This is a genomic window from Brevundimonas bullata, from assembly GCF_003350205.1.
Classification (GTDB): domain Bacteria; phylum Pseudomonadota; class Alphaproteobacteria; order Caulobacterales; family Caulobacteraceae; genus Brevundimonas; species Brevundimonas bullata.
Genome location: NZ_QLLC01000008.1, coordinates 48,402 through 62,797 on the forward strand (window position 1 = coordinate 48,402; position 14,396 = coordinate 62,797).

Below are 14,396 nucleotides of genomic sequence, written 5' to 3' on the forward strand. Positions count from 1 at the left end.
CCGCCGCCGTTTCGACGCGTTTCGTTACGCGACCGGCTCGACCGTGAAGGCGTCAGCGGCTTCGCGCGCCACGCGGCGCGTCTCGGCCGAGGTGACGGGCGTCAGCCGCTGCACCGCCGCCAACGCCTGCTGGTCGCCGCGCCGAGCCGCGATCATGTACCATTTGAAGGCTTCGGTCGCGTTGGCGGCCACGCCCTCGTCGCCCCTCTCGTAAAGGTAGGCCACGTTGTACTGACTATCAACGCGGCCCGCTGTGGCCGCCTTGGTGAGCCAGGTCAGAGCTTCTCGCCGATTACGCGCCCCGCCTTCGCCTTCATAAAGCTGCATGGCGTAGTTGTGCATGGCGCGCGCATCGCCGCCTTCCGCCGCGCGCCTCATCCAGGTGCGCGCCTCGACCGGGTCGGGCGTCAGACCGGCGCCCCCCTCCTGATAGAGGGCGGCCAGACGCATCTGCGCCGGGCCGTAGCCCAGGTTGGCCGCACGCTTCAGCGGCTCCAGTCCGCTGTCGTCGCCGCTGTCGATCAGTTGCACCGCGCGCGTGAACAGAGCCGCGCCCTCGGTCGCCGCCACCTCGGGCGACGGCACGGCCTCGGTCGGGGCAGCGCTCAGCGCCACGGCGGCGATCGGCGCCGGGTCGGCATCGGTCTTCGCCGCAACGCCCGTCAGGCTCGCCATGTCCGGCAGGACCAGGCCCGACCCCTCGGCCAGTTGCAACGACGCATAACCGCCGCCCATGACCAGAGCCGCGACCGCCGAGGCGCCCAGGGCCTTGCGCATGGTCGAGCCTTCGCGCGACGCCTGCTTGTCCAGACGTTCCTGCAGCTTGGACTTGCCGCCGCGCTTCAGACCAAAGCCCTTGCGCGGGGCTTCTTCGGTGCTGGATATGGCGGCCCGCGCCGCCTCCAGGGTGTCACGGGTCGTGGCCCGCCCGGCGGCGGCGCCGGCCTTGAGCGCGTCGGGGTCGATAAAGTCGATCTCGGCCGAGAAGCCGTCGTCGCCCTCTGCGTCGCCCGGCCCGTCCACCAGCGGCGGCAGGCCTCCCACGGCGTCCAGCATCGCGTCGTCGACCAGGACGTCGCGCACATCGGCGCCGCCGAAGCCGTCGGCGACAAAATCGCTCCCGGCGAATGCCGGTTCGTCGGTCTCGTCCAGCGGATCGGTCGCAACGGCGCCGAACCGGGCGCGCTCGGGGCTTGAACCGAACAGGGCTTTCGGCGCCGCCTCGGCCTCGTCGGCGAAGGCGTTCAGTTCGGCGTCCAGCGGATCGGCAAAGACCGGCTCGGGATCGCGCACGGTCGGCGCCGGGAAGGGCGCGGCGTCCAGCACGCCGCCCATCGCATCTTCGGACCAGATATCGTCAGCGAAGGCGGCGGCGCGCCAGTCCCCGCTGGGGCTCTCGGCCGGGCTCCACGGCGTGGGCTCGGGGCTTTCCAGCGGGGTTTCGCGGCGCACGGCGCGCGCCCCACGCTGCTCGATGCTTTCGCGAGCCTCGGCCAGCAGGCGCGCGGTGCGCTCCTCGCTCTGACGCATCCGCTCGCCCAGTTCGCCCGAGGCGCGGTCGTAGCGTTGCTCGATCTTGTCGGTGTTCTCGGCCAGGCGGCGGCTGATGTCGTCCAGGGCCTGGGCCGAGCGACGTTCCGACTGGGCGATGCGCTCGGACAGACGATCCGAGATGCGGGTGATCTCGCCGCCCAGCCGCTCCAGCGCCAGGGCGTGCTGATCGTCGGAACGGGTGAGGCGCTGTTCCACGGCCTGGGCGTGACGCTGCATCTCGCGATCCAGCTTCTCGTTCAGCGCCTGCCCGAGAGCTTCCACGTTCGCCGCCGCGCCGCCGGCCTCAACCTTTTCGACGCGGGCGTTCAGGTTCTGGGCGATGCGCAGGACCTCGCGGCCCATGGCCTCGACAGCGTCGGCCGAGCGCTGCTCGGCGGCGCGGGTCTGATCGCCGACGGCGGCCAGGGCGCGCTCTATGCGATCGACGCGGCTTTCGGTCTCGGCCACGTCAAGGCGACGCATCATCTCCACGCGGCTGCCCTCGACCTGGCGGGTCAGGGTCTCGGCCAGCTTCTCGAAGCGGGCGGCCTCGCGGGGTTCGATCCGGCTCTCGGCGTCGCGCAGGCGCAGGTCCAGGGCGGCGAAAGAACGCTCCAGCCCCTTCAAGGCCTCGGAGGTGCGCTCCTGCGCCTCGTCCAGACGCGCGCCGACCTCGACCAGCAGGTCCGTGCCGGGGCCCGGCCCTGCCGCCTGTTCGACCGCTTCGATGCGCTGGCGCAGGGCCTCGGCGCCCGCACGCTGGCGCTCGTCCAGATCATAGAGGCGGCTGGAGACCGCGTTCAGGGCCGTCTCGACCCGACCCAGGCCTTCTGCGGCCCGAGGCCCGGCGTCCAGTTCGAAACGGCGCAGGCGCTTGTGGCCCTCGCGCAGTTCTTCGGCGATGTCCTCGATACGGCGGGCCTGGGCGGCGCCGGCCTTGTCCTGACCGTCCAGGCGATGCACCAGACCGGCCACGGCCTGGTCGATGCCCTGGATGGCAATGGTCGAGCGGCGCTCGGCGGCTTCCAGCCGACCGGCGATGACTTCGATGGAGGCGTCGACGCGGACCGCGCCTTCCGCGTCCGAACCATAGAGGTCGTCCAGACGACGCGAGCGGCTGCGGCGGTCATAGGGGTCGGGAATGGGCGTGCGGCGCGGCAGGGGCGTGACGCCCTCATCCTCGTCCGGCTCGTCCATGATCATGGAATTCAGCCACTCGCCCAGCGTCATGCCTGACCGGCGCGCAAGGTCCTTGGCGATCTCGCGAGCCTTGGGGTCGATCCCCTTCACGCTCCACGGCGCTGCTGCGCTCACTGATTCGCCTCCCGACCCATAGGGTGACGCTACCGCTCCACATCAAGCGTGTAAACGTATCGTTAACCGCAACATCTGGCGCCTGAGCGAACGAATCACCCTGTGACGCTTAGACGCGATTCCGTGCTTTTCGCGCCGTCATGGTTAACGCCGCGTTTAGATTCATCTTCTGGCGGTTTTCCGCCTTGCGAAGCGGCGCCTTAAGCGCCACCTGCCTCCGCCATGAGCCCCTCGCTGACCCTGATCCTGCTGGCCGTCTCGACCGCCGTCGCCGTCTTTTCCGGCTGGCGCGGGGCCCGTCCGCCGGACCTGTCGATGGGGCCGCGCATGATGCCATGGCGGTTCATCATGCTGGTCGCGGGGGCGTTGACCTTCCTGCTGCTGATCCATCTGGCTTCGGTGCTGGGCGGCCGCACCTTCCCCGTCTGACGGAACGGGACGGCCCTCCGACGGTTCTTCTGCCTCACGCAAGAGCAAGGAGACGCCGGATGAGCCATGATCTGACCCCCGCAGAGGCCGAAGCCGAATTCTGGAAAAGCCTGAAGCACAGCAACACCGGCATGCTGGGCCTGGACCGGCCCGGCTACCACAGCCAGCCGATGACCGCCTTCCGCGAGGAAGAGACCGGGACGATCTGGTTCTTCACCCGCAAGGACACCGACCTGGCGCGCGATGTCGCGACCTCGGGCCAGTCCGCCATGTTCAGCTATGGCTCCAAGGACCAGAAGGTCTGGGCCTGCGTCCACGGCGAACTCTCGGTGCATGGCCAGGACCGGGCGATCATCGACCGTCACTGGAACCCGGTGCTCGCCGCCTGGTATCCGGGCGGCAAGGACGATCCCAACCTGACCCTGCTGCGCTTCGACGCCGACGACGGCCGGGTCTGGGTCAGCGACGGCGGCCTGTTCAAGTTCGCCTATGAGATCGCCAAGGCCAATGCGACCAAGACCCTGCCCGACGCCGGCGGCGTGGCCGACGTCAATCTGCAGTAGGCGAAACCTGACATCCGCTTGGCCCTCAAGCAGCCTCGCCCCGCGGGCGAGGCGTTAGGGCTCTTTCGCAGGCACTTTCAGTCGCCTGCGAAACACCAGGCTAGAACCGCCTTCTGGGCGTGAATGCGGTTCTCGGCCTCGTCCCAGATCAGGGATTGGGGGCCGTCGATGACGGCGTCCGTCACCTCTTCGCCCCGGTGCGCCGGCAGGCAGTGCAGGAAGACGGCGTCGGCGTTGGCCAGCTCCATCAGGGCCTCATCGACCTGATAGGGCTCAAACGCCGCCAGGCGGGCCTCGTAGTCCTGATCGCCCATCGACACCCAGGTGTCGGTCACGACCACGTCGGCGCCGACCACAGCCTCACGCGGGTCGCTGGTCAGGTGAACGTGAGCCCCGCCCTTTTCCAGGTCGCGCAGGTCGGGGTGGTATTCCGCCGGACAGGCCACGTTCAGGCGGAAGCCGAACTTGGCCGCCGCGTGCATGAAGCTGTGGCAGACATTGTTGCCGTCCCCGACCCAGGCGATGGTCTTGCCTTCGATCGGGCCCAGATGCTCCTCGATCGTCAGCAGGTCGGCCAGGATCTGGCACGGGTGGCTGCGGTCGGTCAGGCCGTTGACCACCGGCACGGTCGAGACGCGGGCGAAGCGTTCGACGTCCTCATGATTGTTGGCGCGGATCATCACGGCATCGACCATGCGCGACAGGACCTTGGCCGTATCCTCGACCGGCTCGCCCCGCCCCAGCTGCATGTCGGCGGCGGTGGCGATGATGGCCGAACCGCCCAGCTGGCGGATGGCGGCGTCGAAGCTGAAACGGGTGCGCGTCGAGTTCTTCTCGAAGATCATGGCCAGGACGCGGTCCTTGCCCGGCGCGTCAGCGTCGGGACGCCCCTTGGGCCAGCCCTTGCGCGCCTGCTTGCGGGCGTGGGCGTCGTCCAGGATGGCGCGCAGGTCGCCCGCGTCGAGCCGATGAATATCGAGGAAGTGACGGACCATGACAGAGCCTCTCCCACCCCGCTCCGGGGAGGGTGGTCCCGCAGGAACCGGGTGGGGACGGCCTTGCGGAAACCTGGAAATGAAGGGACAGCGCCCCCACCCGACCTCACCTCCGATGGAGGCTCGGCCCCCTCCCCATGAAGGGGAGGGAAAAGCACTTAGGCCGCCAGCTTCGTCCGAGCGAACTCGCAGGCCGTTTCGAACTTCTCGACGGCCTCGCGGGCCTCTTCGAGGGTGATGTTCAGCGGCGGCAGGATGCGGACCAGGTTGTCGCCGCCGCCGGCGACCAGCAGCTTGGCCTCGTCGCGGGCCCAGCCCATGAAGTCGCGGTTGTTGGGGACCAGCTTGACCCCCACCAGCAGCCCCTTGCCGCGCACCTCGACGATCACGTCGGGGAAGCGCTCGGCCAGGCCGTGCAGCTGCTGCTTCAGATAGCCGGCGATCTCGTTGACGTTGGCCAGGATGGCGTCCGACGAGACCTCGGCGAAGGCGGCCTGACCGACGGCCATGGCCAGGGGGTTGCCGCCAAAGGTCGAGCCGTGGGCGCCGACCGTCATGCCCTTGGCCGCTTCAGCCGTCGACAGGCAGGCGCCGATGGGGAAGCCGCCGCCGAGGGCCTTGGCGATGGCCATGATGTCCGGCGCCATGCCGGCCCATTCGTGAGCCCACAGCTTGCCGGTTCGGCCCATGCCGCACTGAACTTCGTCGAAGATGATCAGGACGCCGTGCGCGTCGCACAGCTCGCGCAGGCCGCGCAGGCACTGTTCCGGCATGGCGCGGCAGCCGCCCTCGCCCTGCACCGGCTCGACGATGATGGCGGCGGTGGTCGGGTTGGCGATGGCGGCCTTGATGGCGTCGTGGTCGCCCCACTTCAGCTGATGGAAGCCTTCCATCTTGGGCCCGAAGCCCTCGGTGTAGCTGGGGTTGGCGGCGGCGTTGATGGCGCCATAGGTGCGACCGTGGAACGAGCCGTCGAAGCCGTAGATGTCGATGCGTTCCGGCTGGCCGTTGGCCGAGTGGAACTTGCGCGCCGTCTTCAGCGCGCACTCGACGGCTTCCGTGCCCGAGTTGGTGAAGAAGACCACGTCGGCGAACGACTTTTCGCACAGGGCGTCGGCCAGGGCGTCCTGGCCCGGAATCTTGAAGATGTTGGAGACGTGCCACAGCTTCTCGGCCTGATCCTTGACCGCCTGCACCAGCTTGGGGTGGGCGTGGCCGAGGGCGTTTGTCGAGATGCCCGAGACGCAGTCCAGATACTCGGTCCCGTCGGTGGACCACAGGCGGACGCCCTGGCCGCGCTCCACTTCCAGCGGCGCGCGATTGTAGACACCCATCAGATGACCGGACACTGGCAGACTCCATAAAGAGCGACGGTCCCGCAACCTTGGCTGCGGGACCGCTTTGAAAAAGGCGACGAACTTGTCGGGCGCTATTTGCGCTTAGTCAACACCGCGCCGACCACTGTCAGCGCAGTTGCGCGTCCAGTTTCTGGATCAGGGCCGCATAGGTGGCGCCGGCGGTGGCGATGGTCGCGCCTTCGACAGCCTCGATGGCGTCGTCCTTGGAGTGGATGACGCGGAAGACCTGGGGCACGAAGCCCTCGGCCAGACCGTTTTCCTTGCCGCCGTTGAAGGCCAGCCACATCTGGTGGGCGCCGACCTGATCCTGGAAGCCCAGCGACACCACGGGCACGCCCGCCGCCGAGAAGGCGCGGTCGTCCGAGGGCGGATACTCGGGGAAGCCCACGCACTGCATCGCCCGCTCGGCGCACAGTTCCTGGGTCGCACGCGTGACGAAGGCCGACTGCGGCCCGTTGTTCTGGCCGTACATCAGGGTGTCGCCATAGGCGGCGACGTCCGAATTCACCACGGCGGCGACATTGGCGACGCCGTGCGCCTCGATCCACTTCCTGGCGCCGATCAGGCCCAGCTCTTCCTGATCGAAGAAGATGACGCGGACCCGGTGGGTCAGCGGCTTGTCTCGCAGGATCTTGGCCGCCTCGATCAGGGCCACGACCGAGCCGGCGTTGTCGACCACGCCTTGCGACATTGTCCCGTCGCGCAGCTTCACCGCGTCATAGTGGGCGGTCAGCAGGATTTCTTTCGGGCCGTCGCCGATGGTGACGACCACGTTCGAACCCTGCATCGGCCCGGCGCGACCGCCGCCCTCAAAGGTCTCGACGGTCGGGTTGAAACCGGCGGCGCGCAGCTGGGCCACCAGAACATTCATCCGCTCGGCGTTGGACGGCTGAACATAGGCGCCGACCTGGGCCTTCAGGGCTTCCGCATCCTGCGCCAAAGCCGGCGTGGACAGAAGCGCAGCGGCGGCGACGGCCGACGCCAGAACGGATCGAAACAGCATAGGAACCTCCCAAGCCCCTCCCCTGGGGCGTTCGGTCCTGCCTAATGGTTCAGCTCTTCAGACGCCAGCCCGAGCGGAACACCAGCCAGCAGGCCGCGCCCATCAGCACCGTCAGCACGCCGCTCATGATCACGCCGACCCACAGGTTGCCCTCGGCGTGGCCGATGAAGCCCGCCCGGAAGCCGTCGATCAGGTAGAAGAAGGGGTTGAAGCGGCTGATGCTGGCGAACGGCTCCGGCAGGCTGTCGATCAGGTAGAAGGTGCCCGACAGGAAGGTCATCGGCATGACGACAAAGTTCTGCACCGCCGAAAGATGGTCGAACTTCTCGGACCACAGACCCGCCAGCACGCCCATCATCCCCATCAGCAGGGAAGCGATCAGGCCGAACCAGACGATCAGGGCGACGTTGGCCAGACCCAGCTTCGCAAACGGCAGGACGCACAGGGCCGTCACCAGACCGACCGCCACGCCGCGCGTCGCCGCGCCCAGGGTGAAGCCGACGGTCAGTTCCAGCGGGCTGAGCGGCGGGGTCAGGAAGTCGGTGGCCGTGCCCATGATCTTGGCCTGGATCAGGCTGGACGAGGCGTTGGCGAAGGCGTTCTGAAGAATGGCCATCATGATCAGGCCGGGCGCCACGAACTCGGCGAAAGGCGTGCCGTGCAGTGGCGGCCGTGCGCCCTTCAGCGCCACCACGAAGACCAGCATGTAGAGCAGGGTCGTCACCACCGGCGCCGCCACCGTCTGGGCGCCCACCTTCCAGAAACGGCGCACTTCGCGCAGGTAAAGGGTGCGCAAGCCCACCCAGTTGATGCCGTCGTATCGACGCGGCTGGGGCAGGCCGGAGGGGCGAGTAGAGGCGAGATCGGTCTTCATGGAGGCCCAGATGCGCCCGCTAAGCTGGTTTCGCAAGGCGCCCGACGTTCGATGAAGGGGCGCAAAACTGATTCAAAACGGGACGTTAACCACACTACATCTGGTTTCTGTGGACAGCTGAATTGCCACATCTTGCGTGTTTTAAGTGCTGCTTTACGATTAGTAGCAGGTCGAGGCGGGGAAATTCGTCGGCGACCCAAGATATTGAATCCGATCCCCGGGAGGGTGGCCATGACCACAGCTAGCTGGACTGAAGACCGCGTCGGCGCGCTGAAGAAGCTCTGGCTGGAAGGCCAGTCGGCAAGCCAGATCGCCAAGACCCTCGGCGGCGGCGTGACCCGCAACGCCGTGATCGGCAAGGTGCACCGCCTGGGCCTGTCGGGCCGCGCCGCGCCGTCGCAACCGGCACGCACCACCTTCCGCGCCGCCGCCCGTCCGCGCCCCGCCGCACCGGCGGCTCCGGTTCAGGCCCCCTCGGCTCCGCGCCGTATCGAGGCCGCCGCCCCGCGTCCGGTCATGGCCGTTCAGCCCTCGGCCCCCGCACCCATGCCGGAACTGCCCGGCACGGCCACGGTGATGACCCTGGGCGCCCACATGTGCAAATGGCCGATCGGCGACCCCTCGTCGCGCGAGTTCAGCTTCTGCGGCCGCCGCGCCACGGAAAACGTCTATTGCGGCGAACACGCCCGCGTCGCCTACCAACCGCAAGTCCGCCGCGGCGCGTCCAAGGACGGCGCCACCGAACTGGCGCGTTCGCTTCGCCGTTATATCTAAGAGCGCTATCGCTCGCCGCGCGGCGGCTCGCTGCTTGAGCGGCATTTTTGAGCGCTATTGCTCGCCGCGCGGCGGCTCGCTGCTTGAGCGCGTCGCGTGACCGACCTTCTCCCGTCCAGTTCGCTGGACGGGAACAAGGCTGGGGCTGCGGTTCATCCGGGTTGACGCAGCCCTATCGCCCTCGCCGCACGGCGGGGGTTTTTCTTTGGGCCCAGGTTGCCTCCTCTCCTCCCCCGTTCACGGGGGAGGGGGACCGCGCAGCGTTGGAGGGGGCGGATGCATCCGCCACCCTCAGTCCTGAACACCCCGCGCCCCACCGTTCAACGAAGACGCTCGAACTCGCCCCCTCCACCATGCTGCGCATGGTCCCCCTCCCCCGCTTCGCAGGGGAGGATCAGCGGAAGCCTTTAGTTCAGCGTCCGCCGCGTGTCCGGCACGTCCAGAGAAAACGCCGGGATGGCGGCCTCGAACATCCGCCCGTCCACGTCGGTCATGTAGTAGGCCCCAACCATAGAGCCCGAGGGCGCGCCCAGCGGGCAGCCCGAGGCGTAGGAATAGCTGTCGCCGGCCTCGATCACCGGCTGCTCGCCGACCACGCCCTGACCGCGCACCTCTTCGACATGGCCGTAGGCGTCGGTGATGGTCCAGCGGCGCGCCACCAGCTGCACCGGCGATCCGGTCAGATTGACGATCTCGATCTGATAGGCCCAGACCCAGCGCCCCGCCGCCGGGTCCGACTGGGCCGCCAGATAGGAGGGGCGGACGCGAACGACGACGCCTTCGGTTTCGGCGGTATAGGCAGGAGGGGCGTGCATGCGCTATATGCAGCCCGCCGACCTCGGGGTTCAACCCGTCTGGCGCATCGGATGTCGCATTCCGAAGCGAGACAGGCGGAAAAATCCGTGTGAGACAGGACGGCATGAGCATCTTCGAGATTCCCGCCCAGCCCGGCATTCTGCCCTATCAGAGCATCGAGACCCTGATCGCCACAGGCGCGATCCGGTCCGACACCCCCTTCGATCATGATCAGGTGCAGCCGGCCAGCCTGGACCTGCGTCTGTCGAACCAGGCCTGGCGCGTGCGCGCCTCCTTCCTGCCCGGTCAGCGCAAGGTCGAGGACCGGATCAAGGACGTGGCCATGCACACGGTCGACCTGTCGGGCGGCGTGGTGCTGGAAAAGGGCTGCGTCTATATCGCCCGCCTGCAGGAGCGCCTGACCCTGCCGCGCGGCCTGAACGCCCGCGCCAACCCCAAGAGCTCGACCGGCCGCGTGGACGTCTTCGTCCGCCTGCTGACTGATCAGGGCGGCAGCTTCGACGACGTGGACGAGGGCTATGACGGCCCCCTCTATCTCGAGATCGCGCCCCAGACCTTCTCCATCCTGGTCCAGCCCGGCACCCGCCTGAACCAGCTGCGCCTCAAGGCCGGCGATCCGCCCAAGCTGGAGACCCGCAGCGTCGGCGTCGATCTGGAAGCGGGCGAGCACGGCATCGTCGGCTTCCGCGGCCGTCGCCACGCCGGCGTCGTCAACATGGACCACATCGACGGCCACGACCCGCGCGACTTCTGGGAGCCGCTGACGCTCCGCCGCAACGAACTGCTGCTGGACCCCGGCGAGTTCTACATCCTGGCCTCGCGCGAAGCGGTCGAGATCCCGGTGGATCAGGCCGCCGAGATGACCCCCATCGACCCCTCGGTCGGCGAGTTCCGCGTCCACTACGCCGGCTTCTTCGACCCCGGCTTCGGCACGGACGAGGCCCATGGCGCCGGATCGAAAGGCGTGTTGGAGGTTCGCACCCACGACACCCCCTTCCTGCTGGAACACGGCCAGATCGTCGCCCGACTGGTCTATGAGCCCCTGACGGAACGCCCGTCGCGCCTCTATGGCGAAGGCGGCAGCCACTACCAGAGCCAGGGCCTGAAGCTGTCGAAACACTTCCGCCCCTGGGGCTAGGTTCGACTTTCCTCCCCATTCCATGGGGAGGGGGACCACGAAGTGGTGGAGGGGGCGGCACAACGATCAGCCGTCGAGACGCCCCCTCCGTCACGTCGCCTTCGGCGCCGCGCCACCTCCCCATGGAATGGGGAGGAAAAAGCCATCCTCAGGTCAGCCGGTTCGCCTTCCTCAGGCTGGGGAAGACCTTGGCCCATATCCCCGTCGCGGCCAGGGCCCCGACCCCGCCGAACACCGCCGCCCCGATGGGCCCGAGCAGGCGCACCATGACCCCCGAATAGGCCTCGCCCAGTTCATTGGAGGCGCCGATGAACAGCATGGAGACTGAGGACACCCGGCCGCGCATGTGATCGGGCGTGGCCAGCTGGATCAGGGTCTGGCGGATGTTGACGCTGATCATGTCCGCCCCGCCGCCGATGAAGAGGGCCAGGGCGCTGAGCCAGACCCAGTGCGACAGGCCGAACGTCAGCGTCGACAGGCCGAACACCGCCACGGCCGCGAACATCCAGCGCCCGCCGTGCTTCACGATGGGGAAGCGGCTCAGATACAGCGCCACCAGCAGCGCCCCGACCCCGAACGAGGCCCGCAGCAGGCCGAAGCCCTGCGGCCCCACGTGCAGGATGTCGCGCGCGAAGATCGGCGTCAGCAGGGCCACGCCCGCCAGCAGCACCACCACCAGATCCAGCGAGATGGCGCCCAGAACAATCTTGGTCTTCCAGACATAGGACAGACCCTCCTTGACCAGTTCCAGCGGCCCCACGCCCGTCTCGACGAACTGCGGCTTGCCCTTGGTGCGGATCAGCAGGAAGCAGCCGATGGCCACGAAGAACAGGGCCATGGCCGAAGCGTAGGCCCAGGGCACGGCGAAGCCGACAATGACGCCGCCGAGCGCCGGCCCGGCGATGGCTCCAGTCTGGAAGGCGATGGACTGGGCCGCGATGGCCGGCGGCAGGGCCTTGCGCCCCACCACCATGGGCAGGAAGGCCTGACTGGCCGGGGCCAGGAAGGCGCGCGCCGCGCCGAACACGGCGGCCACGGTCAGCAGCCCCCACAGGGGCGGCGACCCGTGCAGGGCCATGGCGAGAAAGGCCAGGGCGCACAGGCTCTCGACCACGATGGACAGGGTCACGGTGTGCTTGCGGTCGCGCCGGTCCGCCATGGCCCCGGCGGGCAAGGTGAAGGCCAGCAGCGGCAGGAACTGGCACAGGCCCACCAGGCCCAGATAGAGGCTGGCCTCGGCGATCGGATGGTCCCGGCGGGCGATCTCATAGACCTGCCACAACAGGGCCGAGGACTGGATCTGGATGCCCAGAACCGCCGCCACCCGCCCGACCCACAGCAGGCGGAAATCACGAATGGCCCAGGGACTGGACGGCCCTCCATCGTGCGACGAAGGCGGCAAGGGCGGCTGGGGCGGGACGGTCGGGGCGGTGTCGATACTGTCTGTGGTCACGTTCTTCGAGGCGTCTTCGGATAAGGGGTTCCGTCGCGATGGAAGTAGCGGTCGGCGCCCTTTGGCAGGATCATGTCGATGTCGGGATAGTCGCAGGCGTCTTCCGTCGGGCGGCGCGACCCGACCTCCAGCAGCACCGCCTCACGGTCGCTGCGGTTTTCTATTCTGTGGCCGTGGGGGACGCCCGCCTTGAAGCCGGCGCAGTCGCCGGCGACCAGAACCGTCTCGCCGTCTTCCTCGACCAGCACCACCTCGCCCTCGACCACCCAGACGAACTCGTCCTCGGCTGTGTGCCAGTGGCGCTGACTGGACCAGGCCCCGGCGGGCAGGCGCAACAGGTTGACCCCGAACTGGTCCAGACCGACCGCGTCGCCCAGCCGCCAGCGCCGCCGCGACTTGCAGGGGGCGGCGAATTCTTCCGGGTAGCCCGTCCCATGTCCGGTGGGCGCATTGTCGATGTCGATTTTCGGCACGGTTTCGGGCCTTCTCGCGGATGCGGGATATGCCTAAAGCATAGAGCCCATGAGCGCCGCATCACATTCCGTCATCGATCCTGTCGAACTGACCCGCGACCTGATCCGCATTCCCTCTGTCACCCCCGCCGACGAAGGGGCGATGGACGTGCTGGAACGCACCCTGACCGGGCTGGGCTTCACCTGCCGCCGCATGGTGTTCGAGGGGCCGACCGGCGTGGGTCATGACGCCCGCATCGAGAACCTCTACGCCCGACGCGGCACGGCCTCGCCCAACCTCTGCTTTGCCGGCCACACCGACGTGGTGCCGACCGGCGACGTCGCCGCCTGGACCGCCGCCCCGTTCGAGGGCGAGACCCGCGACGGCATCCTCTATGGACGCGGCGCCGTGGACATGAAGGGCGGCATCGCCGCCTGGGTCGCCGCCGTCTCGCGCATCCTTTCCGAAGGTGATGTCCCCGGCTCCCTGTCCTTCCTGATCACCGGCGATGAGGAAGGCCCGGCCCTGCACGGCACCAAGCGCGTGGTCGAGGCCCTGATGGCCGAGGGCGAGGTCATCGACGCCTGCGTGGTCGGCGAACCGTCCTCGGCCCACCATCTGGGCGACATGATCAAGGTCGGACGGCGCGGCTCGCTCAACACCTGGATCACCGTCCACGGCAAGCAGGGCCACGTCGCCTATCCCGACCGCGCCGCCAACCCGGCCCCGGTCGTGGCCAAGCTGCTGGCCCGCCTGGACACCCACGTTCTCGACGACGGCTATCCTGAATTTCCGCCGTCCAACCTCGAGATCACCACCATCGACGTGGGCAATCCGGCCACCAACATCATCCCGGCGGAGGCGAAGGCGCGGCTCAACATCCGCTTCAACCCGACCCACACCGGCGACGGCCTGATCGACTGGCTGAACCGTGAGGCGGGCCTCGTCCAGGCCGAGACCGGCCTGCGCATCGAGCTGACCCACATGTGCTCGGGCGAAGCCTTCCTGACTGAGCCGGGCGTCTTCGTCACGGCGGTGCAGGACGCGGTGGAGGCGAGCCTGGGCCGCCGCCCCGAGGCCTCGACCACGGGCGGCACCTCGGACGCCCGTTTCATCCGCGCCCTGTGCCCAGTGCTGGAGTTGGGCCTGGTCGGCCAGACCATGCACCAGGTGGACGAGCGCGTGCCGGAGGCCGAGCTGCGCGCCCTGACCGACGCCTATCAGGCGGTCATCGGCACGGTGTTCGAACGCCTCTGATTAGGGCGTCCGAACACCGCCGAGGCCTTAATTGCCGCGATAGGTGCTGTAGCCGTAGGGGCTGACCACCACCGGCACGTGATAGTGGACGCTGGGATCGACCACCTGGAAGACCACATCGATCTCCGGGAAGAAGGGCGGCGTCGTCGGCTCGCCGTAACGCGACATGTCGAACACCAGGCGATAGGTCGCCGCCTCGGTCTTGATCGCGTCGCCGAACGAGCGAACGCGACCGTTCTCGTCGGTGCGGCTGGTCGCCAGATCGCGCCAGCCGCCCTCGGCCGACTTGATCTGCAGCGTGACCGGGACGTCCCGACCGCCGACGCCGCGCGCCAGGTCCAGCACGTGGGTCGAGATCGTCTCGGCCGCGGCGGGGAAGGCGAAGGCGGACAGGGCGGCCGCCGCGACGGCGAGGGTGCGAAGGTTCATCGAACGA

At 68.4% G+C, this 14,396-nt stretch carries 14 protein-coding genes; 5 read left to right on the plus strand and 9 right to left on the minus strand.

What is annotated here, in order from left to right; translation table 11 throughout:
* Positions 1 to 24: 24 nt before the first annotated feature.
* A complete protein-coding gene (locus DXK21_RS05535) occupies positions 25 to 2,847 on the minus strand; it encodes an SEL1-like repeat protein (protein WP_245945118.1) in 2,823 nt (940 codons plus the stop codon).
* A 222-nt stretch (positions 2,848 to 3,069) separates the two neighbouring features.
* Between DXK21_RS05535 and DXK21_RS05540 the strand changes: the two genes are divergently transcribed.
* Entirely contained in the window at positions 3,070 to 3,276 is a 207-nt protein-coding gene (locus tag DXK21_RS05540; protein WP_114816778.1) for a hypothetical protein, read from the plus strand.
* Positions 3,277 to 3,335: 59 nt separating this feature from the next.
* Complete coding sequence (locus DXK21_RS05545) at positions 3,336 to 3,839, plus strand: pyridoxamine 5'-phosphate oxidase family protein (protein ID WP_114816779.1); 504 nt, start codon at positions 3,336 to 3,338, stop codon at positions 3,837 to 3,839.
* A 77-nt stretch (positions 3,840 to 3,916) separates the two neighbouring features.
* Here DXK21_RS05545 and argF read toward each other — a convergent pair whose 3' ends face one another.
* The 4 genes from argF to DXK21_RS05565 form a co-directional block, all read right to left on the minus strand.
* Positions 3,917 to 4,834 (minus strand): ornithine carbamoyltransferase, encoded by a 918-nt coding sequence (argF, locus tag DXK21_RS05550; protein WP_114816780.1) that lies wholly within the window; start codon positions 4,832 to 4,834, stop codon positions 3,917 to 3,919.
* 158 nt (positions 4,835 to 4,992) lie between these two features.
* Positions 4,993 to 6,168, minus strand: coding sequence for an aspartate aminotransferase family protein (locus DXK21_RS05555; RefSeq protein WP_114816848.1), 1,176 nt, complete (start codon positions 6,166 to 6,168; stop codon positions 4,993 to 4,995).
* Between the two features lie 130 nt (positions 6,169 to 6,298).
* Positions 6,299 to 7,195, minus strand: coding sequence for a M28 family metallopeptidase (locus DXK21_RS05560; protein ID WP_114816781.1), 897 nt, complete (start codon positions 7,193 to 7,195; stop codon positions 6,299 to 6,301).
* 49 nt (positions 7,196 to 7,244) lie between these two features.
* Positions 7,245 to 8,069, minus strand: a complete 825-nt coding sequence (locus tag DXK21_RS05565; RefSeq protein ID WP_114816782.1) for an ABC transporter permease — start codon at positions 8,067 to 8,069, stop codon at positions 7,245 to 7,247.
* A 231-nt stretch (positions 8,070 to 8,300) separates the two neighbouring features.
* On the opposite strand from DXK21_RS05565, the gene gcrA reads away from it, so the two are divergent.
* Complete coding sequence (gcrA, locus tag DXK21_RS05570; RefSeq protein ID WP_114816783.1) at positions 8,301 to 8,843, plus strand: cell cycle sigma 70 cofactor GcrA; 543 nt, start codon at positions 8,301 to 8,303, stop codon at positions 8,841 to 8,843.
* Between the two features lie 407 nt (positions 8,844 to 9,250).
* Here gcrA and apaG read toward each other — a convergent pair whose 3' ends face one another.
* Positions 9,251 to 9,658 carry a Co2+/Mg2+ efflux protein ApaG gene (apaG, locus tag DXK21_RS05575; protein ID WP_114816784.1) on the minus strand — a complete coding sequence of 136 codons (408 nt, stop codon included), beginning with the start codon at positions 9,656 to 9,658 and terminating at the stop codon, positions 9,251 to 9,253.
* A gap of 104 nt (positions 9,659 to 9,762) precedes the next feature.
* Here apaG and DXK21_RS05580 point away from each other — a divergent pair, with 104 nt between their 5' ends.
* Positions 9,763 to 10,797, plus strand: coding sequence for a 2'-deoxycytidine 5'-triphosphate deaminase (locus tag DXK21_RS05580; RefSeq protein WP_114816785.1), 1,035 nt, complete (start codon positions 9,763 to 9,765; stop codon positions 10,795 to 10,797).
* A gap of 148 nt (positions 10,798 to 10,945) precedes the next feature.
* Here the strand turns inward: DXK21_RS05580 and DXK21_RS05585 are convergent, their stop codons facing one another.
* Together DXK21_RS05585 and DXK21_RS05590 are read right to left on the minus strand one after the other, a co-directional pair.
* Entirely contained in the window at positions 10,946 to 12,199 is a 1,254-nt protein-coding gene (locus DXK21_RS05585) for an MFS transporter (RefSeq protein WP_114816849.1), read from the minus strand.
* Between the two features lie 47 nt (positions 12,200 to 12,246).
* On the minus strand, positions 12,247 to 12,723 hold the full coding sequence (locus DXK21_RS05590; RefSeq protein ID WP_114816786.1) for a cupin domain-containing protein: 477 nt from the start codon (positions 12,721 to 12,723) through the stop codon (positions 12,247 to 12,249).
* A 49-nt stretch (positions 12,724 to 12,772) separates the two neighbouring features.
* On the opposite strand from DXK21_RS05590, the gene dapE reads away from it, so the two are divergent.
* On the plus strand, positions 12,773 to 13,960 hold the full coding sequence (gene dapE / locus DXK21_RS05595) for a succinyl-diaminopimelate desuccinylase (protein ID WP_114816787.1): 1,188 nt from the start codon (positions 12,773 to 12,775) through the stop codon (positions 13,958 to 13,960).
* A 27-nt stretch (positions 13,961 to 13,987) separates the two neighbouring features.
* On the opposite strand, the gene uraH is transcribed toward dapE, so the two are convergent.
* Positions 13,988 to 14,389: a hydroxyisourate hydrolase gene (gene uraH, locus DXK21_RS05600; RefSeq protein ID WP_114816788.1), complete on the minus strand. Its 402-nt coding sequence runs from the start codon at positions 14,387 to 14,389 to the stop codon at positions 13,988 to 13,990.
* Positions 14,390 to 14,396 lie beyond the last annotated feature (7 nt).